Origin of the sequence: Flaviaesturariibacter aridisoli, assembly GCF_004343705.1 — a bacterium.
GTDB lineage: Bacteria > Bacteroidota > Bacteroidia > Chitinophagales > Chitinophagaceae > Flavisolibacter > Flavisolibacter aridisoli.
In genome coordinates, this window is sequence record NZ_SKFH01000084.1 from 1 (window position 1) to 22,533 (window position 22,533).

The window sequence follows — 22,533 nt, forward strand, 5'->3', positions numbered from 1 at the left end:
CCGCTGCTGTCGCGGCCTTCGGCCACCCAGATGTAGGTATCGGCACGCAGGGGCTGACCCTTGTAGCGACCGTCCCAGCCCTGGTTGATGGCCGTAGTGGCAAACACCTCGCGGCCCAGCTGGTCATACACGCGGAAGTAGCGGAAGGTGGTCAGGCCCACGGTGATCGGCTTCAGCAGATCGTTCACGCCGTCGCCGTCGGGCGAGAAGGCCGTGGGAACGAAGATGTCGTCGCCTTTCTGAACGCGCACCAGCAGGGTATCCACCGTGACGCAACCCGAAGCGAAGGATACCTGGATGCGGTATTCCTGCTGCTGGCTGAGGGTGGCCACCGGGTACCAGATGAAGGGGTTGCTGAGGCCCGTGGCGGGCGTCCAGCTATACCGGCCATTGGGCAGGTTGCGGGCATGGAGCTCCGTGGCGCGGCCGCTGACCACGTCCTGCGTGGCCAGGCGCTGACCCGGCAGCGGTGCTTCGATGCGAATGGTTTGCCGCACGGTATCGTTGAGCGATGTACAGCCATTCGGCGAGGCAATGAGCTGCACCGTATAGTTGCCCGTGCCGCCATACGTAGCCGCGGGGTGCTGCAGCGTGCTGTTCTGCCCGTTGCCGAAGCTCCATTGGTAGGTTACGATGCCGGAGCCGCCCGTGCCGGAGGTGTTGGTAAACTGCACCGGCGTGTTCACGCAATAGCTGTTGAATGTAAAGCCGGCCGTGGGCTTTTGTACGAGCGTCAATACGATGCTGTTGGAAGCCGCGCGTGTGCAGCCGAAGCTGTTGCTGATGTTGACCGTATACGTGCCTGCTGTGCTCGCATTGAAGGTAGCACCGGTAGCACCCGGGATCGGGTTGCCACCAAGGAACCACTGGTACGAGGTGCCGCCCGAAGCCTGCAGCTGGGTGCTGCCGCCGGCGCAGATAAGCGTTCCATTGGGTGCCGTGATCGTGCCCGTGGGCAGCGGGTTGACCGTGATCGCAAAAGTGACGGCTGTGCCGGCGCAACCATTTGCCGTCGGCGTCACGGTCACATTGGCCACGATGGGAGTCGTGCCATTATTGACAGCCGTAAACGGTGCAATGTTTCCGCTGCCGGCAGCCCCGAGGCCGATCGCGGTATTGTCGTTCGCCCAGCTGAACTGCGTACCCGCCACGGGGCCGTTGAAATTGGGCACGTTGATGCCTTGCCCGGCGCAAACCGTTACTGGCGCTACTGCGTTGACGACCGCGGTCGGGTTGACAGTGATCGTAAAGGTTTGCACGCTGCCCGCGCAGCCGGCCGCCGAAGGCGTTACTGTTATGGTTGCGGTCACCGGCAACGTCGTGCTGTTGGTGGCGGTGAACGAAGCGATGTCGCCCGTTCCCGCGGCAGCCAGCCCGATGGAAGGCGTGCTGTTGGTCCAGCTGTAGGTCGTGCCACTGACCGCACCGCTGAAGTTCACCGCGGTGGTAGCCGCGCGGTTGCAGACCGCCTGGCCCGCGAGGGCAGTAACCGACGGTGTCGGGTTTACCGTAATGGTAAAGGTCGCCGGGTTGCCGGCACAGGTCTGCCCGCTGTTGCTGAATGAAGGTGTTACGGTAATAGTAGCCGTCACCGCTGCATTCGTGTTATTCAGGGCCGCAAATGAAGCGATGTTGCCGGTGCCTGCAGCAGCGAGGCCAATGGAAGCGGTGTTGTTGGTCCAGTTATACACTGCGCCCGCAACACTGCCGCCGAAGCTAATGGCCGTTGTGTTCGCACCGTTGCAAAGCGACTGGTTCGTCACCACATTCACAGACGGTGTCGGGTTGACGGTAATCGTGAAGGTTTGCGCAGCGCCCGGGCAGCCGGCCGCAGAAGGGATAACGGTGATCGTCGCAACCTGCACCGTAGAACTACTGTTCACGGCGGTGAAGGAAGCGATGTTGCCGGTGCCGCTTCCAGCCAGCCCGATCGACGTGTTGCTGTTCGTCCAGCTGTACGTTGTGCCGCTCACCGGTCCGCTGAAGCTGACCGCCGCGGTGGCCGACCCGTTGCACAACACCTGACTGCTCACCGCTGTTGCGGCAGGCGTGGGATTGACGGTAATGGTAAACGTCACCGGTGTGCCCGTGCAGGTTTGTCCACCGCTGGCGAACGACGGCGTTACGGTTATCGTTGCCGTCTGTACCGTAGCAGTGGCGTTCACCGCGGTAAAAGCGGCGATATTGCCCGTGCCGCTGGCTGCAAGCCCGATGGAGGGATTGTTGTTGGTCCAGTTGAACACGGTGCCCGGCACCGCGCCGCTGAAGCTGACGGCCGTCGTGGCCGCCCCGGCGCAGAGCGTCTGACCGGTTACTGCGTTCACCACGGGTGTCGGGTTGACGGTAATGGTAAATGTCTTCGGCGTTCCCGCGCATTGCAGCGAAGCGGTCGTAAACTGGCCGAGCGCGATGGGCGCCGCGCCAACCGCTACGCTGGTCACCGCGTTCGTGGCCGCATTGATAATCGATACGCTGTTGGAGTTGCGGTTGGCCACGTATACCGTGCTGCCATCCGGACTCACGGCCACACCGTAGGGGTAGTTGCCCACGGCGATGGAAGCTGTCAGCGCGTTCGTGGCCGTATTGATCACCGACACGTTGTTGTTGCCGCTGTTGGTCACATACACTTTCGAGCCGTCGGGGCTTACGGCCACACCGAGCGGGTCGGCGCCCACAGGGATGGTCGCCGTCACACTGTTCGACGCCGTGCTGATCACCGACACGGAGGCCGAGCCGTTATTCACCACGTACACTTTGCTGCCGTCGGCGCTGAGCGCCACACCCTGCGGGAAGGCCCCGACGCCGATGCTGGCCAGCACTGCATTGCTGGCAGTGTTGAGCACCACCAGCTTGCCGGCGCTTACCGACGAAGCCACATAGAGCCGCGCACCGTCGGCCGATACGGCCATGCCTTCGGGTTGCGTCACGTTGGTCATGAAGGTCGACACGTTGCTGGCCACGTCGATCCACGATACGGCGTTGTCGGTCCAGCCGTTCACATACACACGCGTACCGTCGGGCGAAGCCGCGAGGCCGTGCGGTGCGTTGTAAGGCGAGCTGCCCGTAACACTATTGGTTGTTGTGTTGATGACCGATACGGAATTACCACCGGTGTTCGACACATAGATCTTGCTGCGGTCGGGGAGCACGGCAACGCCGAAGGGATTGGCGCCTACCGTGATGGGGCTACCGATGGCGGCACCGGTGCTGAGGTCGATCATGCTCACCGTACCCGACGTGTTGTTGGGCACATAGGCGCGGCCGCTCAGGGTTGCCTGCGGCGTCACCGTGATGGTGGCCGTAACGGGCGCCGTGCCGTTGTTGACCGCCGTAAAGGAAGCGATATTGCCGCTGCCCGACGGCGCGAGTCCGATCGAAGGATTGTTGTTCGTCCAGGTATAAGCCGTACTGGCCACCGTGCCGCTGAAAACCACGGCGGTGCTGCCCGTGTTGTTGCACATGATCTGGCTGGCTACGGTATTGACGGTCGGTGTCGGGTTGACCGTAATGCTGAACGAAGCGGCCGTTCCCGGGCAGGTGGTTCCGCCGGCGGTATAGGAAGGCGTGACGGTTACGAGTGCCGTCACCGCTGCCGTACCATTGTTCACCGCCGCGAAGGAGGCGATGTTGCCCGAGCCCGAAGCGGCCAGGCCGATGGAGGTCGTGTTATTGGCCCAGTTGTATACCGTGCCGGGCACACTTCCGCTGAAGGTGACGGCGGTCGTGTTCGCGCCGTTGCACAGGTTCTGGCTTACAATGGCGTTCACCGTCGGGGCGGGGTTCACCGTAATGGTGAAGGGTTGGGGCGCACCGGGACAACCGGCCGCGGAAGGCAGCACGGTGATCGTTGCCGTTTGTGCCGTAGCAGTTGCATTCGCCGCGGTAAAGGAAGCGATGTTGCCCGAGCCCGTGGCCCCAAGCCCGATCGACGGGTTGCTGTTCGTCCAGGTATAGGTGCTGCCACTGACGGCGCCGCTGAAGGTCACCGCGGTCGTGGCCGCGCCGGCGCAAACCGTCTGGCTGGCCACTGCGGCCACGGTGGGCGTCGGGTTGACGGTAATGGTAAAGGTGGCTGCGCTGCCTGTGCAGGTAACGCCGCCAGCCGTGTACGAAGGCGTTACGGTAATCGTTGCGGTCTGTGCCGTAGCAGTACTGTTCACCGCGGTGAACGAAGCGATGTTGCCGGTGCCCGTGGCAGCGAGCCCGATCGCGGAATTGCTGTTGGCCCAGGTATACACGGTTCCGGGCACGGTGCCCGAGAAGCTAACGGCCGTGGTAGCCCCGCCGGCGCAAAGTGTTTGAGCGGTGATCGCATTGACCGTTGGTACCGGGTTCACGCTTACGGTCACGGGGCCGCCGTTGGCCACGCAGCCGTTTGCGGTGACCGTTACCGAATAGTTGCCGGCGGCGCTGGCGCTGATGCTCGACGTAGTGGCTCCGTTGGACCACAGGTACGTAGCGCCGGGCGTTGTGGGTGCCGAGAGCGTCACGCTGCCGCCGCTGCAGATCGTTAGCGGGCCGGAGGCGCTGATGGTGGCCGTTACCGGCGGGTTGATAGTGATGTTTGCCGTTGCCGTCACCTGCGGGCAAGGGCCGGAAGCGGCGATCGTGTAGGTAACGGTATAAGTACCGGGTGTGGACGCCGCGATGTCAACGGCACCGGTGCTGCTGTTGAGGGAAAGGCCCGTGGTGGACGAATACGTACCGCCCGCCGTACCGGCGAAGGTGGGCGATGCCGTTCCGGTGCCGCTGCAATAGGGCGAGCTGGTGTAGGAGAAGCTGGCGGTGCGTTGCGGCGATACCGTGATCGTAAAGGTCTTCGGCGCCGCGGCACAGAAGCCCGCGTTGGCAGTCATGCTTACCGTGATGGTCGCCGTCACGGGCGCGCCACTATTGTTAACAGCAGTGAAGGCAGGAAGGTTGCCCGTACCACTGGCCGCCAGCCCGATGCCGGGCGTGTTGTTGGTCCAGGTAAAACCCGATCCGTTCGTGCCGCTGAACGTGACCGCCGACGTGGCACTGCCGCCGCACACCGTTTGGTTGCCGGGTTGCGTGATCACGGCGGCCGCCTGGATCGTTACGCTCGTGCTGCTGGTCAGCTCGCTGCAGCCGTTGGCAGCGGCGATCGTATACGTCACCGTATAGGTGCCCGGCGTGCTGGCCGCCAGGTCGATAACGCCCGTCGTGGCGTCGATGCTCAGGCCGGTGGTAGACGAATAGCTGCCGCCCGTGGTGCCGCTGAAGGTCAGCGTAGCGGTACCGGTAGCGCAGAAGGGCGTGCCGCTGTAGCTGATGCTCGCGGTCGGTGCCGGGTTGACGGTGATGGTGAAAGATTGGGGCGTGCCGTTGCAGGACACATATGTTTCGCAGGCGTCGAGCAGCTGCACTTCGGCGGCGCTGAGGGCGCGGCTGTAGAGGCGGAAGTTGTCGAGCGTGCTGCCCGCCGGCAGGCTGGCCGACGAACTGTAGCCGCCGACTTTGAAGGGGCCTGCGCCGGTAAACGAAACGCCCCCCTGGGGCACCGACTGCACAAGGGTGCCGTTCACGTAGGCGTGGATCACGTTGGCCGCGGCGTCGTACACAAAGGTCGTGGTGCTGGCGCCGGTGCTGGCGCCGCCAGGCGCCAGTACGTCCGCTAAGGGGCCGCGCAGGATCCAGTTGCCCGCGCCGGCCACACCGCCGGTGAACACGCGGAAGCCGCCGGCGTTCACGTCACCCAATATATAATAGGTACTGGTGGTGCTGGGCACGTTGCTCGTTTTGAAGGAAAGCGTCCAGCTGCTGTTGCCCAGGTTGGGCGCCCAGTTCGTATTGACATAGTCGCCCGTTGATGCCTGACCCGTGCCGATCAGCGAATTGCCGCAGGTGCCGGCGCCCTTCGTTTGACCGCCCCCGATCGTAGCCGTGGTCGTTCCGGCCGGGGGCGCGGATGCCAGGTTGGGCACGGAGGTGCCGGTGCCTTCAAACGTGTAATAGAACAGGTCGGGCAAGGGAGCGGCAGACACCGGAGAGCTGCTGCCCACCGGGGTGACGGTAACCGTAGCCGTTGCCGGCGCATTGGTACCATTGACGGCCGTAAACGAAGCGATGTTCCCGCTGCCGCTGGCCGCCAGCCCGATCGACGGGTTGCTGTTCGTCCAGGTGTAGCTGCCGGCTGTGCCGCTGAAGGTCACCGCCGTGCTGGCGGCGCCCGCGCACAGCGCCTGGTTGCCCGGCGCATTCACGGTAACGCTGGCGTTGATCGTCACGCTCGCCGTGGCCGTCACCGCGCTGCAGCCGTTGGCAGCCGGAACGGTATAGGTTATCGTGTAGGTACCCGCCGTGCTGGCTGCCAGGTCGATGACGCCGGTAGTAGTGTTGATGCTGAGGCCGGAAGCCGATGTATACGTGCCGCCGCCCGTGCCGGTGCGGGTAGGGGTAGCCGTACCCGTTGCGCAAAAGGGCGAGCCGCTATAGGAGATCGTCGCCGCCGGCTGCGGGTTCACCGTAATGGTGAAGCTGCGCGACTGGCCCTGGCAACCATTGGCCGTGGGCGTTACGAAGATCGTGGCCGTTTGCGGCGTGCTGCCGGCGTTCACGGCCGTAAAGGATGGAATGTCGCCCGAGCCGCTGGCCGCCAGGCCGATGGAAGGATTGGCGTTCACCCAGCTATAGGTCGTTCCGGCTATGCCGCCCGAGAAGGTCACGGCCGCCGTCGCGCCGCCAGCGCAAACCGACTGGCTGCCGGGCACGTTGACCGAGGTCGACGGCTTCACTGTAATGGTGAACGTGTTGGCGTTGCCGGCGCAGGTCACGCCATTATTGGTGTAAGACGGTGTTACGGTAAACAGGCCCGAAATGTTCGTCGTGCCCGGGTTGGTGCCGGTAAACGAGAGCCCGTTGCCCGAGCCCGTCGCATCGGCGCCGATGGCCGGGTTGTCGAGGGTCCAACTGTAGTCGGCGCCGGGCACGTTGCCGCCGTTCGAGATCGACAGGCCGATGCCCTGGTTGTTACAAATGGAAGTGGAGAAGCCCGCGTTGTTCCAGGAAGGCTTCGGGTTCACCGTCAGCGTAAAGGTCTTCGGCGTGCCGTTGCACTGGTAAGTAGCCGCCAGCATGTTGCCGATGCCGATGGGGCCGTTGGCGCCGGCAAAGGCTACCGTGCTGCCGGTGTTCAAAGACGCATCGATGATCGACAAGTTGTTCGAAAGGCGGTTGGCTACGTACACCTTGCCACCGTCGGGCGACACCGAGATGCCGTACGGGTAGGTGCCCACCGGGATGTTTCCCAAAACCGTGTTGGTCGCCGTATTGATCACCGACACCGCGTTGGAGGCGGCGTTGCTGACGTATACGCGGCTGCCGTCGGGCGAAATAGCGATGCCGAGCGGCGCCGTGCCCACGGGAATGTTCTGCACGGAATAGGTGCTGGCGTCGATCACCGACACCGAGGCGTTGTTGGCGTTGGTCACATAGATAAAGCGTCCGTTGGGCGCTACGGCCACGCCCTGGGGATAGTCGCCTACCGCCACCGTCACGACCGTGTAGGGCGCCGTGGTATTGACCACGTACAGGTAACCGGGCGCCGTGGCCGAAGCGACGTATACCTTCTGGCCGTCGGGCGAAACCGCCATGCCTTCGGGGTTGGGCACGATCGCCATGAAGTTCGACACGTAGGTCGGGCTGCTCATGTCGATCCAGCTGAGCGCGCCGCTGTTGCCGGGGGTGTACCCGTTCACATACACGCGGCTGCCGTCGGGCGAAGGCACCAGGCCGTGCGGGTTGTTGTAGGGTGATGTGCCCACAACGGTATTGCTGGCGGTATTGATCACCGACACCACGTTACTGGCCGAAGAAGCCACCAGCACCTTGCTGCGGTCGGGCAGCACCGTCACGCCGAAGGGTCCGTTGGCCACGGGAATAGTGGCTACCACGACATTGTTGGCCAGGTTCAGCACCGAAACCGTATTGCCGTTCAGGTTGGGAATGTAGGCGAAGCCCTGGAGGCCACTGCCCACTGGCGTTACCGTGATCGTGGACGTGAGGGGCGTGTTGCCGCCGTTGCTGGCGGTAAACGCCGCTATGTTGCCGCTGCCGCTGGCGGCGAGGCCGGTAGCCGTATTGTTGTTGGTCCAGGTATAAGACCCGGCGGTGCCGGCGAAGGCGGTCAGCGTCGTGGTCGACCCGGCGCACGCCGTAGCGTTGGCAGGCTGCGTCACATCGGCCTGCGTGTTGATGCCGATGCGCACCGACGACTGGGCCTGGCTGCAGCCGCCGGCGGCGGCCACCGTGTAGGTAACCGTGTAGAGGCCGGGCGTGGAAGCGGCCAGGTCGATGGCGCCGGTGCCGGCGTTGAGGGACAACCCCGCCGTGGAGGTCCAGGTGCCGCCGGCCGTGCCCGTAAGCGTGGGCATAGCCGTGCCCGAAGGGCAGAAAGGCGTGCCCGGGTAGGAGAAGGTGGCCGTCGGCTGTGCGTTCACGGTAACCGTAATGGGAGACGAGGCTTCGTTGCCGCAGATCCGCACGCGGTAAAAGCCGCTGGCAGTAGCCGTATACTGCTGGCTGGTTGCCCCGGGAATGGTCACCCAGGTGGTTCCGTTTGCCGAAGACTGCCATTCGTTGCCGTCCACCATGCTCGAGTTCATCGACACGAAACCGCCGGAGCAAACCGTGGTGGCACCGTCGGCGGTGGCGGTGGGGAACTTGTAGGCCTGGCTGTACTTGTCGGAGAGGTAGCGGTTCACCGTCTGGATCTCGCAGCCCGTGAGCTTGCGCTCGTACACGATCATTTCGGCGATCTCGCCCTGGAAGAAATTATCGTCGCCGTCGTAGCCGATGCGCAGGGCGGTCTGGGCATTGCTGGCATGCGTAAAATCGGAGGTGGTGGCTACCAGCTGGCCATTGAAGTAAACGGCGCTCCCGTTGTCGACGCCGTTGTTGACGCCGCCGCTCACGTTGCCGTCGTACAGCGTGGTCACGAGCCGCACCAAACCGGGCGCACCCGCATTCGGGAGGTCGATGGTAAACGGCGCTACGGTCTGCCCGCGCGACACCGCGCCGTCGTTGCCGTTGAGGCGCGTGAAGAGAAAACGGTCCCAGCCGCCGTTGTCGTTGCCCCACACCGCCTGCTGGCCGAGGTTGGCCGTGGCGCCCTGGCGGTACACGGTGAAGATGGTGACGTCGGGACGCACGGCCGCGCGGATGTCGAGCCCCGGCACGGTATAGCCGGCTACGACGCTTGCCGTGCGGTTGAAGGAAATGGTACCCGCTGTGCCGATGGCCCCGCTGTTATAAACAGGCGCCGTGGTGCCGCCGCCGCCGAGCGCTACGGCGTTGAGGCCGTTGCCCGACTTATCGGTCCAGGTAACCACCGCCGAGCCGTTGCCCGGGGCCGTTCCGTTGCCGTTGGGATCCGAGCCGTCGAGCCAGAGTTTCAGCCCGGAGATCGTGTTGGGCGCCTGTGCGAAGGCGCATACGGAACCGATAGTGGCCACCAGGGCCAGCAGGAATCTTTTTTTCATAAAGCAGTAGTTGGTGGTGTTTCGGCAGGGGTACAGCAGCGGCGTGATCGGGCCGGCGCAGCGGTTCAGCACTGCAAATAAAACCCGTTTTTCCCAGTAAACAAACCGCCGGAGCACCCGGCCCGACGACTCCAGCGCAAAAGTAGCCTGGCCCGCGGCCCCCGCCAATACCAGTTTCCGGGTATTCGCTGCACGGCACAGTAGGGCATGATTGTTTTGGCACAGCTTGTAAAACCCACTTCGTTTATGAATCGCTTAGCAGGCAAAGTAGTCATCGTCACCGGCGGCGCCACCGGCATCGGCGAGGCCATCTCCCGCAAATTTGCCCGCGAGGGCGCCTCCGTTGTCGTCAATGGCTACCCCGAAGATCCGGTCAACGACGTCGTGCGCGACATCCTCCAGGAATCCGGCATCGCCTCCGCCTTCGCCGGCGACGTGTCGCAGGAATCCGTAGCGATGGCCTGCGTACAGCACGCCGTGACCACGTACGGAAAGCTCGACGTGCTGATCAACAACGCCGGCGTCTTCCCGGTCATGGCCACCGTGGAGAACTACCCCATCGACGTGTTCGAATACCTGCTCAAGAACAATATCCGCTCGGCCTTCCTGATGACGCGCTACGCCGTGCCGGAGCTGCGCAAGACGAAGGGCTGTATCGTGTCGGCCGGCTCCGAGTCGGGCTTCCTGGGTCTCGGCGAAAACGCGGTGTATGGCGGCACGAAAGGTTTCATGCACGCCTTTACCCGCGGCGTCGCGGTAGAGGGCGCGCCCTATGGCGTCCGCGCCAACTGCGTATGCCCCGGCGGCATCGACACGGCCTGGACCCACAAGGAAACCGGCCCCATGACCGCCAAGCACGAGCAGATGATCATCCAGGGCACGCCCATGGGCCGCCGCGGCACGCCCGAGGAGATCGCCAACGCCTACCTCTTTCTTGCCTCCGATGAAGCTTCCTACGTCACGGGGGCCCTCTTTTCCGTCGACGGCGGCATCACTATCGGCAAGGGCGCCGTGGGCGACGAGGTGAAGAAAGAAGCCAGCGAAGCGCCCGCCGGCGACCTCCAGCTGCACCACTCCATGGACGGCGCCACCAACATGCTCCGCGGCCGCGAGCCGCAGCTGGGACAAAAGGCCCCGTAGGAATACTGGATTACTTGAGTACATGAATAATAGAGTACTTGAGGGAAGGGGTGCGGGTTATTTACCTCACCATTCAGGTAATCATGTACTCTATTATTCAAGTAATCCCCCCTCGACCCTTTAACCTAATCAATCTTTCCTCCCATGTCGAAGCCCGTATTTACCACCAAGTCCTCGACGATCCACAAGATGGATTACAACGAGGCCGAGAAAACGCTGGAGATCGAATTCCGCAGCGGGAACGTATACCGCTACTACAACGTGCCGCCCCGGATGTTCAAGGTCTTTCAGCTTTACATCGAATGCGAGGGCTCCGCGGGCTCCTTCTTCAACGAATACATCAAGAACCAGTTTACCTCCGAGCGGATCAAAGCGGGCTCGGGAGAAGAAGAATAAGTTACCGGTTATTCGATTAACCGGTTCATGGGCATTTCATCTAAATGCCGAACAAATCAACCATGGAAGGACCGAGTCTTGTTATTTTGAAAGAGCAGGCCGTGAAATTCGTGGGCAAGCCCGTCATCGCCGCCACGGGCGCGGCGCGGATCGACTTCGACCGCATTACCGGCCAGACCCTGCGCCGCCTCGACACCTGGGGCAAGCACTTCCTGATGCTGTTCGACGACTGCTACATCCGCATCCACTACCTGATGTTCGGAAATTATTACATCGACAGCCGGCATGACAACCCCGAAAAGGTTGCCAAGCTCACCCTGCAGTTTCGCAACGGCGAATGGAACCACTATAACTGCGCCGTCAAGATCAACGAGGGCACCGATATCGACGCCGTCTACGATTTCCGTATCGACCTGATGAACGACCAATGGGATCCCGCACGGGCGCGCAAAACGCTGGAGGCGCACCCCGGCCGGCTCGTGAGCGACGCCCTGCTGGACCAGCAGGTGTTCTCCGGCCTCGGCAACATCATGAAGAACGAAATCCTCTTCCGCACGCGCATCCACCCCGAAAGCCGCGTGGGCGCCCTGCCCGACAAAAAGCTGAAGGAGCTCGTCGCCGAAGCGCGCACCTATGCTTTCGACTTTCTCCACTGGAAAAAAGAGGGCACCCTCAAGCGCCACTGGCAGGCACACACGAAAAAGATCTGTCCGCGCTGCGACATTCCGCTCATCAAGCGCCACACCGGCGTCACGCCCCGCCGCAGCTTCTTTTGTGAGCAGTGCCAGGAGTTGTACGTGTAGGCGCAGAGGCGCTCCAATTGTACGTCAGTGCGAGCGAAACGAAGGGGCTCAGGGACGGTCCGCCCCGCAATTAGAGATGGGCGGTACTCCTGGCTTTCCTTGCAATACCGATGTGCTGCGACGTACAGGCGGTCAGGGAACGACGACGATCTTCTCCGTTTGTTGCCGGCCCCTGGCGAATTGCAGGCGCAGCAGGTACGAGCCGGGCGGGATACCGGAAAGTGAGATCGTTCCCGGGTCGCCGGCAGGCCGGCCCCACTGGCGCAACAGCCTTCCGCCCATATCAAACAGAAAGAGGCTTTGCAGGTCTGCGGTACCCGGCACATGCACGACGTCGCGGGCAGGATTGGGGTAAACGCGCGTTTCTACGGCCGCAACGGCCGGCGGCCGGCGTACATAGGCGCGCCGGGTGCGCAGGATACAGCCCCCGCAGCGGATGCGGCGGATTACCGGCGCCGTAACGACTACTTCTTTCAATTCAGCCAACGGTTCCATCCGGATCGCCGGCAGCGTGTCGGCCGTCGTCACCTCCACCGTGCGGAAGCCGGCATAACTCACCCGCAGTACGGCCGGTCGTGACAGCCGCGGCACCCGGAACAAGCCGTTCGAGTCGGCCAGCACCGCGGTGCCGTTGGCCAGCGTGATACTGGCAAACGGCAAGCCCTTGCCCTGCAGGTCTGTTACGGTGCCCCGGAGCTCCCGCAGGCGATCCTGCCCGTCGATAACAAAACAGCTATGATACCGGCCCCTGAGGGCCGATCGCAAGTCCACATACCCGGCACCCGGGGCGTGCTGCTGCGCGGTATCCACCTTTCGGCGAGCGGCCGACCCCGGTTGAGCATTGGCGTTACCTGCGAGCAGTGCGCTCACCAGTACCAGAACGGGCGATCTCCATGACAGGAACATACGGATTGGTTTACAGTGACGACAGGATGTATTCGAAAGACCGTCGGACAAAGGCCAATGCTGCATCAGCAACAAGCTTCCCGCTGATAATGGCCGGAGAACACTGGTGAACACCCGGAGAACGCTTATGCCTGCCCGAAAATGCCATAGGAGCGGCGGGAGATCGCTTGGAACGAGCCAAAGATGACAGGTAGGCAGCCAGAACTGACAGGTGGGCAGCGGAAGATGGCTCGTACAACGTTGGAGATCGTTTGTATGGGTACCGACATGACAGGTATGCATACGAACATGACAGGTATACAGGTGGAGGCGACAGGTAGAAAACCGGGGCCGACAGGTATGCAGCCCGGGATGACAGGTATGCAGCCGCCCCGCCAGCAAATCGCCCAACCGGAAACAAGCAACCGGCAACCGGCAACAAAAAAAGGCCGCCCCTTGCGGGACGGCCTTGCCAGAACAAAGGAGCAGGCTCCTGTTTAGAGTTTCACGATCGTGCGAACGATCGAAGTACCCGTGCGGGGGTCAGCGAACTGGATCGAGTAGGAACCGGGGCGCAGGGCGCTCAGGTCTACTTGGATGTTGGTGGAGGCCACGCGGCGTACCGGCATCAGGATCGTTCCGTAGGCGTCGCGCACCAGCACGTCGAGCTGCTGGGCGGTACCGCTGTACTGTACGCGAACCACACCCGTGCTGGGGTTCGGGCCAGCGATCACCGAACGGTCGAAGGCGATACGTGCGTCGGCGTCACCGGTGCCCGTGCTGCCGGCTGTGCAGTTTTGCGTCTGCACCTGGAAGGTCATCGGCGTACCCACGCAATGGTTGGCGATCGGCGTTACGGCGATGGTGGAGGTCACACCCACCGTGTTGGAAGCGGTGAACGCGGGGATCGTGTTGGTGCCCTTGCGCTGCGACAGGCCGATGGCGGCGTTGGAGGAGGTCCAGGCAAAGTAGGTACCCGGCGTTGCGCTGCTGAAAGACATCGGCGCCACAGCGGTGCCGGTGCAATAGAACTGGTCGGCAACGGGGTTGGCCTCCGGTACCGGGTTAACGGCAATACGGAAGGCCATGTTGCGGAAGGTGCAACCCGTGCCGCCCGAGGGCTTCACGTTGAACTGCGCATACTCGATGGCAGGGCCCGCATTGCCGGCCACGAACGAAGGCAGGTCGCCGGAGCCCGAAGCCACGAAACCGATGTTGGGGTTGCTGTTCGTCCAGTTGTAGGTCAGGCCCTGGATGGGGCTGCTGAACGTAACAGGATTGGTGGGGGAACCGGAGCAGAGCGATTGGTTGGGAACATTGTTCATACCGGTAGGCATCGCGATCTGCGGGCGAACGGCGATCTGCGTGTTGAGGGTGCCACCCGAATACGTATACGATGCGGTGTGCAGGCCGGCAGTAGATGCGGCCAGGTCCACGTCACCGGTCACAGGATCGATCGAGAGCCCGGCGTCGCCGCTGTACACGCCGCCGGCCGGGTACGAATTGGTGATCGTGGCGCTACCGCTGGTGCCGCAGTAAGGGCTGCCGCTATACGTGAAAGCAGGCACCGTGTAATCCAGCACTGCGTATGCCGGCATAGCTACAATAAAAGGCCGCTCGCCCGCCATGCGGAACAGGTACTGACTCGTGTGCGCATGGATGGTGGGCTGAAGAACCCACTCCATTTCATAGGTAGTGGTCATCGCCTGGTCAACGTGGAAACTGATCACGGCAGGGCCGCTTCCGTCTCCGACGTAGCCGCCCATGTGCGGAACCGTACCAGAAAGCTGGTCGGTGGTGGGCGTACCGCCCGTCACGTTCGGACTCGTGGCAATCACGAAATCGTTGCTGGTGTTGTTGGTGACCGAGATCCAGACGCCGCTGCCATCCGCCATGTACTGCAGTCCGGCAGCAACCACCGTGTCCTTCGTTTCCGGACCAGAAACATCGTAGCTCATACGCAGGCGCAGGGTTTGACCAGCCGCATTGGAGAGGGAAAGGGGCGTGCCTTCAGGAGCGCGCCAGGTGGCGGTGGCTTCATTGCCGTCGTCGTTGCGCCAGCGATACTGCGTTGGCGAGATAAAGCTGCCTCCGAATGCGAAGGCCGATGCGCTGCTCACGAGCAACGCCAGGAAGAGTACCATTTTTCTCATGATCGTGTGTTTGGGGATTATTGTTTAGGTTTCGAAAAAAAGCGGTTACAGGTCGCCAATACGACCAGGATGAACAGGTTGAAGAAGAGATGCGAAGGGGGCAGCCCCTCGTGCAGTTGCAGGCTGGCGGGGCGCGCCGCGGGCTCGTGGCCGTCGAAGCGGGCGGCGATATCGCCGGCGGCCCGGATGACGCCGGCCACGCCCATGTTGATGTTCACGACAAGGTCCTTACGGTTCTCCACGGCGCGGATGCGGCACTGGTTGAAGTGCCCTGCCGCCACATAGGTGTCGGCAAACCAGTTGTCGTTGCCCAGCACAGCCAGCCAGGTAGCGCCGGCGGCGGCGCGGGCGCGGGCTTGCGCGGGAATCGTGGCCTCGTTGCACAGCAGCAGTCCGGCCGGGCCCCAGGCCGACGGCACGGGGGCGCCGCCCGACCCGGCGCGGAAGCGCGTGCCGTTGCCACTCTGGAAAGGCAGTACCAGTCCGCCCACAAAGGGGCGTTCGGCGCCTGCGAGCAATTCCTGTTTGTCGTAACGCCCTTGCAACGCGCCTGCCCCGTCAAAGAGGTACAGCGAGTTGCTCCGCAGCGGGTCGGCCGCGGTGCCGTCCGACGACATGCCGAGCAGCATTGCCGAGCCGGCGGCCGTGCTCGTGGTTCGCAGCGCGCCCACAAAGTCGTCGTCGGGTCGGTAGGTCCAGGGCACGGTGGTTTCGGTCCACACGGTAAGCGCCGGGCGCAATGCCGCCGCCTGGCGGTTGAGGGCGAGGAGGTGTTGAACGAGCTGGTTGCCGTTTTCGGGATCCCACAAAAGGTCGGTAGACAGGGCGGGTTGCACGAGGGCCACGTCTATGGAAGGCAGGCTGGCCGCTTTCGTTTCGGCAGCGCGGTGGAGCGCCCATCCGCCCGTAAGTTGCAACAGCAGCAGGGCCCCTGCGGGCAGGGCGGCGCGCCAGCGGCGCGTATGCCAGGAAACGGCGAAGAGGTAGGCGGGAACCACCAGCAGGAAGGTCAGCGCAAACACGCCTCCAAACACCGCGGGCTGCAGCAGCAACGTGCTTTGTCCCGCGGCGGAGCCCCAGGCATAGCTCATAAAGGGCACGGCGCTGAACAGCCAGGCGCGCCCCCATTCGAACAACACCCACACGGCGCCAAAGAACAGGGCGTTGCCCCAGTGGGCGGCGGCGCTGCTGCCCCGGCGGCGCAGGAACGCGAAAAGGGCGAACTGCAGCCCGAAAAAGGGTGCCATCAGGGTCCAGGAAGCCACGTAGCAGCCGATAGCCATGAGCCAGTTGCCACCGGTGTATTTCAGCAGCACCGGCACCATCCAGTAATTGAGCAGGATGGCCGTTCCGCACATAAAGGCCACACCCGTTACGGCGGCCTCGCGCAGGCTCCGGGCCTGCAGCAACAGGATGGCGGCGCAGGCCACAGCCAGAAGACCCGGCACATACTGCACGCGGGCCACCGCCAGCGTATTGCACACGCAGGCGAGCAGCAGGGGCAGCCAATGGCGGCGCAGGAAGCCGCGCGGGGGAGGCGGGGCTTGCACGACGGTTTCCTTGTGAAGGGGACGCGTTGCAGTGGTCATAAGCAGGAGCGCCCGGGGCGCAACTTGGTAGTGTGTTGTTTGGTGATACGGCGCAATCGGTAAAGGACGGTCAGGGGAAATCCTTATTGACAGCAAATATAGACGACGCCGCGAGATAATTTCCGCGGCGTCAAAAATTCCGTATAAATACGGCAAATGGTCAGGAAAGCCAGGCGGCGATCATCATGGAGAGTGCGCCCACAAAGAGGCCGCTGTATACTTCGGCGCTGTTGTGGTCGCCCGAAAGCAGGCGGGCCGTGCAGATAAGCCCGGTCAGCAGCAGGCCTACCGAAAGGTAGAAGCCCCAGGCAAAGGGCGAGGCGAGGGCCAGCACAAACAGGAAGGTGACGCCGGTGCCGGCGGCGAGGGCGTGCATTGAGATCTTAAGCCAGGCGTTGAGCACGAGGCCCGCGCTGGAGGCGAGGAACACGCCCAGGGCGAAGGCCGCCAGCGGCAGCGGGAAGGATCCCTGCTTGTGCAGCACGTACCACATCCAGAAGTAATAAATGCCGCAGCCCACGTAGGGAATGATGCGGTCTTTCTGCGAGCGCAGGCGGATGGAGTCCACGAAGCCGAGGCCTTTGGCCAGCAGCACCGTTACGAGCGGAAACAGGATGTACATCAGCCCGAAGGAAAGCGAGATCCGCGTTTTCACCAGCGGGTCGAGCGCGATGGTGAGCGGGCTCACCCACAGGGTGAACAGCAGGATATATACCGGGATGAACAGCGGGTGCAGCACCACGGAAATGAATTCGGCGCCCCAGCGGAGGGCGGGATGGAAAGCAGGTGCTGCAGGCGTGTCGGGGGTCATGAGGGAGCAAAGGTAGCGAAGGAGGGAGAACGATTAATTGATTACTTGAGTACATGATTACATGATTTTAGAGGTGTAGGTTCCCTCATGTATTCAAGTAATCATGTACTCAAGTAATCTAGTACTCCTCAGAGCTCTTTCCGGAGGCGGGCCACCGGGATGTTGAGCTGCTCGCGGTATTTGGCTACGGTGCGGCGGGCGATATTGTATCCTTTTTCCTGCAGCAGCTCGGTGAGGCGCTCGTCGGAAAGAGGTTTTTTCTTGCTTTCCCCTTCAATGAGGTCGCTCAGGATCTTTTTCACCTCGCGGGTGGACACTTCCTCGCCCGAGTCGGTGGTGAGCGATTCGGAGAAGAAGAACTTGAGGCGGTAGGTGCCGAACTCGGTCTGCACGAACTTGGAATTGGCCACACGGCTCACCGTGGAGATGTCGAGGCCGGTGCGCTCGGCGATGTCTTTGAGGATCATCGGGCGGAGCGAGGTCTCATCGCCGGTCATGAAGAATTCCTGCTGGTGGTTCATGATGGCGGTCATCGTGCTGAGCAGGGTATGCTGGCGCTGCTTGATGGCGTCGATGAACCATTTGGCGGAGTCGATCTTTTGCTTGATAAACAGGACGGCTTCCTTCTGGCGGCGGTCTTTTTTCTGGCCGCGGTCGTATTCCTTCAGCATGTCGCGGTAGCCTTCGGAGATGCGCAGCTCGGGGGCGTTCTTTGAGTTGAGCGTCAGTTCGAGCTTGCCGCCGTTGTTGTAGATAAAGAAGTCGGGCACCACGTAGCTCTCGGCTTTGTTGATCTCGCCCACGTTGCCCCCCGGCTTCGGGTTGAGCTTCGTGATCTGGGTCATCACGTCCTTGAGGCCTTCGTCGCTGAGGTTGAGGCCACGCTGGATCTTTTCGTAGTGCTTCTTGGTGAATTCGTCGAAGTAGCGGGTGAGGGCGGCGATGGCGATGTCCACTTCCTTGCCGTCGATCTTCTGGCGGTTCAGCTGGAGGATGAGGCATTCCTGGAGGGTGCGGGCGGCGACGCCGGGCGGGTCGAAATTCTGGATCCGCTTGATGAGGCCTTCCACTTCTTCGTCGCTCGTCATCACGTTCTGCCGGAAGGCGAGGTCGTCCACGATGGCCGACGTCTCGCGGCGCAGGTAACCGTCTTCGTCGATGGAGCCGATGATCTGCTCGGCGATCTTATAAAGGCGTTCGTCGAGGTTGAGCATTCCGAGCTGGGCTTCGAGCTGTTCGTAGAAGGAGGTTTCCACGCGGTAGGGCAGGGTGGTCTTTTCCTCCTGGTCGCCGTAGTTCTCGTCGCGCATCTTATAGTCGGCGATGTCGTCGTCGCCTTCCGATACGTAGTCGGAGATATCGATATTCTCGTAGGGGTCGTCGTTGCTGTCGCTGTCTTCGGTATAGTCGTCGTCGGAGTCGTTGGAGGCGAACTCGTCGGGGGTTTCATCGCCCTCGAAGCCTTCGTCGGCGAGCTCGAGCGCGGGGTTTTCTTCCAGTTCCTCCTTGATGCGATCATCCAGGATGGCCGTAGGCACCTGCAGCAGTTTCATCAATTGAATCTGCTGGGGCGACAGCTTTTGTAACAGCTTTTGTTGTAAACTCTGATTCAGGCTCATAATCCTCGGTTTCTGCGGGGTCTCCGCGTCAAGCATTCACGCCGTAAATTTACACCAAATCATCCGGGATGACGAAGCGGTGGACCGGCTTAGGTTGTTTGTTGTTTTTTTGTCTGGACTGCGACGCGCAGCTGGGAAAGCCGCGCCCCGATTCGATTGCCCCTATATCTATAAAAACGGTGCCACCGGATTTCTATACCCGCCGGCTTTCGTTTTTCTGCCGCACCGAATGGTCGCTCCAAAAGGCGACGGGACGCCCGGTTTTCCTGCGCCTGGGCAGCAAGGAATATGTGGATTATTTGGAACAGAAACCGGGCGCGAAGCGCCCGTGAGGCTTGAGGCGCAAAGCGCGGCAAAAAGAACGGATGCCCAAGGCATCCATTCCTGATTACCGGCGTTAGCACTCACGGCTCACGGCTCACGCCTCACGAACTTCCCACTTCCTTTGCCGAAGGCCCACTTAATTACTTGCTAGAGAGGGTCGCCCGGCCAGCCAGGGCATCGGCGGCACCTGCGCGGGTACGCGGTAATAATTCAGGCGGAGCGTATCGTTCCAGCCGTTCGGGTTGCGCTCGAAGCTTTTGGAGCTGAAGTAGAGCGAGCCCTGGATCTGCGGGTACTTCCGCAGCAACTCGATCTGCCGTGGGATCTGGTCCTGCCGCTTCCAGGCGGGATTGCTTTCGTAGTAGCGGTAGATGCCGTGGCCGATGTATACGTGGCGGCCATAGCTGTGCTTCGCCCACCAGTCTACCAATGTGGTATAGTCTGCCTTGGAGAAGCCGATCTCCCAATAGAGCTGCGGCGTCACGTAGTCGATCCAGCCTTTGCGGAGCCAGAGCAGGATGTCGGCATAGAGGTCGTCGTAATTCGTTTGACCCGCCTGCGTGGCCGAACCTTCGGGGTCGGTGCTCTTGTTGCGCCACACGCCGAAGGGCGAGATGCCGAACTTCACCCAGGGCTTTGCTTCCTTGATGGCGCGGCCGATCTTGTTGATGATGGAGTCGGTATTGCTGCGGCGCCAGGCACCTTTTTCGAGGCCGTTGCCATATTTGCGGAAGGAGGCGCTGTCCGGGAATTCCTTACCGGCGATGCGGTAGGGATAAAAGTAGTCGTCCATGTGAATGGCGTCCACGTCGTAACGGCTCACGATGTCGGTCACCACGTCCACCACCCACTGTTGCGCTTCGGGGTTGCCGGGGTCGAAGTAGCGGGTGCCGCCATAGTCGAGAAACCATTCAGGGTGTTGCTTCGTGATATGGCCGGGGGCGATGGAGGATTTGGCGATGCTGAAGGTGGCGCGGTACGGGTTGAGCCAGGCGTGGTATTCCATGCCGCGCTTGTGGGCTTCTTCGACGCCGAAGGCCACGGGGTCCCAGAGGGGCAGCGGCGCGCGGCCTTGCTGGCCGGTAAGCCACTGGCTCCAGGGCTCGTAGGGCGAGGGGTAAAAGGCGTCGGCGGCGGGGCGCACCTGCACCACCATGGCGTTCATGCCGTTGGCCTTGTGCAGGTCCAGCTGGCGGCGGAAGTCGATCTGCTGTGAGTCGACGTTGTATTGCCCGCGTGCGGGCCAGTCGATATTGTCTACGGAAGCCATCCATACGCCGCGGAATTCATAGCGGGGCGCGCCGGAGGGCAGGCTGTCGCGGGAGGCCATCTTGCTGCTGTCCGCCACCTGGGCGAACGAGCAAACGGAAGCGAGTAAAAGCGACAGGAAGAAGGTGGCTTTTTTCATACGATAACGGGTGGGGGTTCTTAAGACTGGCGGAATCCGCTCAAGATTACTAATAAACGAATTAAGGGGTGCATCATTTAACGCGGCTTTAGCCGCGGATCTTATCCAGCAGGGTGCTGAGCTGGGCGGCTTCGTTCTCGCTAAGGCTTTTCATGATCGCCTGGATATGGTCATCGCCCTTGTCGAGGCGCGCGAGCAGGGCGAGGCCCTTGTCGGATATGGTCACGTCCACGAGGCGCTTGTCTTTGGCGCAGGTCACCTTTTGCACCAGCTCCTTGGCCACGAGGCGGTCCACGATGCGCGAGGTGTCGCTCATTTTATCGAGCATCCGGGCGCGGATCTGCAGCGTCGACAGCGGCGCCGCCGCGCCGCGCAGGATGCGGAGGATGTTGTATTGCTGGTGTGTGATGTCTTCGCAGGCGAGAAAGGTTTTGATTTGCTCCATCACCCAGCCGTAGGTATACAGCAGGTTGATCATCGCTTTCTGCTTGGCGCTGACAAACTTTGTCTGGCGGATATCTTGTTCTAGACCCATATAGCGGAAATAAAGGTAGGGAGCGGCCAGACAGCGAAGTCTTAAAGTGGGAGGTCGGAAGTTGGAAATTCGTGAGCCGCCGGGCGTGAAGCCTGAGCGCTGGCGCCGGTATCGAAAGGCTTAAGGCGTGGAGCACCCGTTTTCTGCCGCGCTTGCGGTTCACGGCTCACGCTTCACGCCTCACGTTTCACGTTTCCCACACCTTGACGCCCTCGGAGCAGTTGGCGCAGATATCGATATTCTTACGGCTCTGCAGTACTTCGGTGCGGAAGCGCTGGTACTCGCCGCTGCGCCAGATGTCGGCAAAGGGGCGCTGGCGCAGGTGACCGAGGCGGTGCTGCGCATCCTTGTCGAAGCAGCAAGGCACCACGGCGCCGTCCCAGGTGATGACGGGATCGTGCCAGAGGCGCCAGCAGTGGTTGGCGTTGTTGCCCTTGAATTCCATCCGGCCCTCCGTATTTCTACGGTAGCGGCTGTATTTGCCATTTTGCGGAATGAGCCCGTTGGGATCGTTTTCGTAGTCGTATACCTGCGCGGTCTTGAACCACACATCATCCACCCCGATCTCTTTCGCCAGCTGCCGGACGTCTTCCACCTGGTGCTCGTTGTGGCGCACTACCAGGAACTGGAACACCACGAAGGGCGTTTTGCTTTTGAGCTCCCGCTTCCACTTCACGACGTTGCGCGCGCCCTCGAGCACTTTGTCGAGGCGGCCGCCCACGCGGTATTGCTCGTAGGTTTCCTGCGTGGTGCCGTCGATGGAGATGATGAGGCGGTCGAGGCCGCTCTCCACGGTGCGGCGGGCTACGTCGTCTTTGAGGTAATGCGCATTCGTGGAGGTGGCGGTGTAGATCTTTTTTTGCGTGGCGTAGCGCACCATCTCCAGGAAACCGGGGTTGAGAAAGGGTTCGCCCTGGAAATAAAACACGAGGTAGCTCAGGTCGGGGGCGAGGCTGTCGATGGTGTCGCGGAAGAAGTCTTTCTGCAGCATCCCCGTGGGCCGTGTAAAGGCGCGGAGGCCCGAGGGGCATTCGGGGCAGCGCAGGTTACAGCTGGTGGTGGGCTCGAAAGAAATGGAGATGGGCATGCCCCAATGAACGGCCTTGCCGGTCCAGCGGCTCAGGTAGTACGAGCTCCACACCTTCGTCATGTTCCACACACGGCGCGGCGTCAGCTTCGACAGGAAGTTCAGGCTATCGGTCCAGTTGAAGGGCATTCGCGCAAAGGTAGGCGGCGCGCCGCAAGCGGCGGAGAGAGAAACGACGCAGATCTTTTATGATTTTTAGGATGAACGCAGGTTTTCGTTCGTGTGCGTCGGTAACATCCCGACAACGGATATCCGGCTGCGCCTGCCGCCTGCCGTACCAGCA

At 62.1% G+C, this 22,533-nt stretch carries 13 protein-coding genes; 4 read left to right on the forward strand and 9 right to left on the reverse strand.

Features of this window, described 5'->3' with window-relative positions:
- The coding region (locus E0486_RS18530) for a PKD-like domain-containing protein (protein ID WP_131854551.1) at window positions 1-9,500 on the reverse strand (9,500 nt) is incomplete at its 3' end.
- Between the two features lie 246 nt (window positions 9,501-9,746).
- Here E0486_RS18530 and E0486_RS18535 point away from each other — a divergent pair.
- The 3 genes from E0486_RS18535 (at window position 9,747) to E0486_RS18545 (ending at window position 11,839) form a co-directional block, all read left to right on the forward strand.
- Window positions 9,747-10,640 (forward strand): SDR family NAD(P)-dependent oxidoreductase, encoded by an 894-nt coding sequence (locus E0486_RS18535; RefSeq protein ID WP_131854553.1) that lies wholly within the window; start codon window positions 9,747-9,749, stop codon window positions 10,638-10,640.
- Window positions 10,641-10,784: 144 nt separating this feature from the next.
- Complete coding sequence (locus E0486_RS18540) at window positions 10,785-11,036, forward strand: KTSC domain-containing protein (protein ID WP_131854555.1); 252 nt, start codon at window positions 10,785-10,787, stop codon at window positions 11,034-11,036.
- Between the two features lie 62 nt (window positions 11,037-11,098).
- A complete protein-coding gene (locus E0486_RS18545) occupies window positions 11,099-11,839 on the forward strand; it encodes a DNA-formamidopyrimidine glycosylase family protein (protein ID WP_131854557.1) in 741 nt (246 codons plus the stop codon).
- A 132-nt stretch (window positions 11,840-11,971) separates the two neighbouring features.
- On the opposite strand, the gene E0486_RS18550 is transcribed toward E0486_RS18545, so the two are convergent.
- From E0486_RS18550 to rpoN, 5 genes are all read right to left on the reverse strand, one after another.
- The gene (locus E0486_RS18550; RefSeq protein ID WP_165917419.1) at window positions 11,972-12,745 is read right to left on the reverse strand and encodes a carboxypeptidase regulatory-like domain-containing protein; all 774 of its coding nucleotides are present in this window, start codon (window positions 12,743-12,745) and stop codon (window positions 11,972-11,974) included.
- 476 nt (window positions 12,746-13,221) lie between these two features.
- Window positions 13,222-14,877, reverse strand: a complete 1,656-nt coding sequence (locus E0486_RS18555) for a T9SS type A sorting domain-containing protein (protein ID WP_131854561.1) — start codon at window positions 14,875-14,877, stop codon at window positions 13,222-13,224.
- A 17-nt stretch (window positions 14,878-14,894) separates the two neighbouring features.
- Window positions 14,895-16,427: an apolipoprotein N-acyltransferase gene (gene lnt, locus E0486_RS18560; protein ID WP_165917420.1), complete on the reverse strand. Its 1,533-nt coding sequence runs from the start codon at window positions 16,425-16,427 to the stop codon at window positions 14,895-14,897.
- Between the two features lie 199 nt (window positions 16,428-16,626).
- Entirely contained in the window at window positions 16,627-17,277 is a 651-nt protein-coding gene (locus tag E0486_RS18565) for a hypothetical protein (protein WP_131854565.1), read from the reverse strand.
- Between the two features lie 128 nt (window positions 17,278-17,405).
- Window positions 17,406-18,896 carry an RNA polymerase factor sigma-54 gene (gene rpoN, locus E0486_RS18570; RefSeq protein WP_131854567.1) on the reverse strand — a complete coding sequence of 497 codons (1,491 nt, stop codon included), beginning with the start codon at window positions 18,894-18,896 and terminating at the stop codon, window positions 17,406-17,408.
- 68 nt (window positions 18,897-18,964) lie between these two features.
- On the opposite strand from rpoN, the gene E0486_RS18575 reads away from it, so the two are divergent.
- Window positions 18,965-19,228 carry a hypothetical protein gene (locus E0486_RS18575; protein ID WP_131854569.1) on the forward strand — a complete coding sequence of 88 codons (264 nt, stop codon included), beginning with the start codon at window positions 18,965-18,967 and terminating at the stop codon, window positions 19,226-19,228.
- A 128-nt stretch (window positions 19,229-19,356) separates the two neighbouring features.
- On the opposite strand, the gene E0486_RS18580 is transcribed toward E0486_RS18575, so the two are convergent.
- The 3 genes from E0486_RS18580 to E0486_RS18590 form a co-directional block, all read right to left on the reverse strand.
- Window positions 19,357-20,628 carry a glycoside hydrolase family 10-like protein gene (locus tag E0486_RS18580; protein ID WP_243697480.1) on the reverse strand — a complete coding sequence of 424 codons (1,272 nt, stop codon included), beginning with the start codon at window positions 20,626-20,628 and terminating at the stop codon, window positions 19,357-19,359.
- Between the two features lie 88 nt (window positions 20,629-20,716).
- Window positions 20,717-21,163 carry a MarR family winged helix-turn-helix transcriptional regulator gene (locus E0486_RS18585; protein WP_131854571.1) on the reverse strand — a complete coding sequence of 149 codons (447 nt, stop codon included), beginning with the start codon at window positions 21,161-21,163 and terminating at the stop codon, window positions 20,717-20,719.
- 187 nt (window positions 21,164-21,350) lie between these two features.
- Window positions 21,351-22,379, reverse strand: a complete 1,029-nt coding sequence (locus E0486_RS18590; protein ID WP_131854573.1) for a radical SAM/SPASM domain-containing protein — start codon at window positions 22,377-22,379, stop codon at window positions 21,351-21,353.
- Window positions 22,380-22,533: the final 154 nt, after the last annotated feature.

Coding starts and splice junctions, on each gene's coding strand:
- E0486_RS18575 (WP_131854569.1), top strand. CDS start 18,965: ATGACGAAGCGGTGGACCGGCTTAGGTTGTTTGTTGTTTTTTTGTCTG.
- E0486_RS18545 (WP_131854557.1), top strand. CDS start 11,099: ATGGAAGGACCGAGTCTTGTTATTTTGAAAGAGCAGGCCGTGAAATTC.
- rpoN (WP_131854567.1), bottom strand. CDS start 18,896: ATGAGCCTGAATCAGAGTTTACAACAAAAGCTGTTACAAAAGCTGTCG.
- E0486_RS18565 (WP_131854565.1), bottom strand. CDS start 17,277: ATGACCCCCGACACGCCTGCAGCACCTGCTTTCCATCCCGCCCTCCGC.
- E0486_RS18535 (WP_131854553.1), top strand. CDS start 9,747: ATGAATCGCTTAGCAGGCAAAGTAGTCATCGTCACCGGCGGCGCCACC.
- E0486_RS18590 (WP_131854573.1), bottom strand. CDS start 22,379: ATGCCCTTCAACTGGACCGATAGCCTGAACTTCCTGTCGAAGCTGACG.
- E0486_RS18580 (WP_243697480.1), bottom strand. CDS start 20,628: ATGAAAAAAGCCACCTTCTTCCTGTCGCTTTTACTCGCTTCCGTTTGC.
- E0486_RS18555 (WP_131854561.1), bottom strand. CDS start 14,877: ATGAGAAAAATGGTACTCTTCCTGGCGTTGCTCGTGAGCAGCGCATCG.
- E0486_RS18540 (WP_131854555.1), top strand. CDS start 10,785: ATGTCGAAGCCCGTATTTACCACCAAGTCCTCGACGATCCACAAGATG.
- E0486_RS18585 (WP_131854571.1), bottom strand. CDS start 21,163: ATGGGTCTAGAACAAGATATCCGCCAGACAAAGTTTGTCAGCGCCAAG.
- E0486_RS18550 (WP_165917419.1), bottom strand. CDS start 12,745: ATGTTCCTGTCATGGAGATCGCCCGTTCTGGTACTGGTGAGCGCACTG.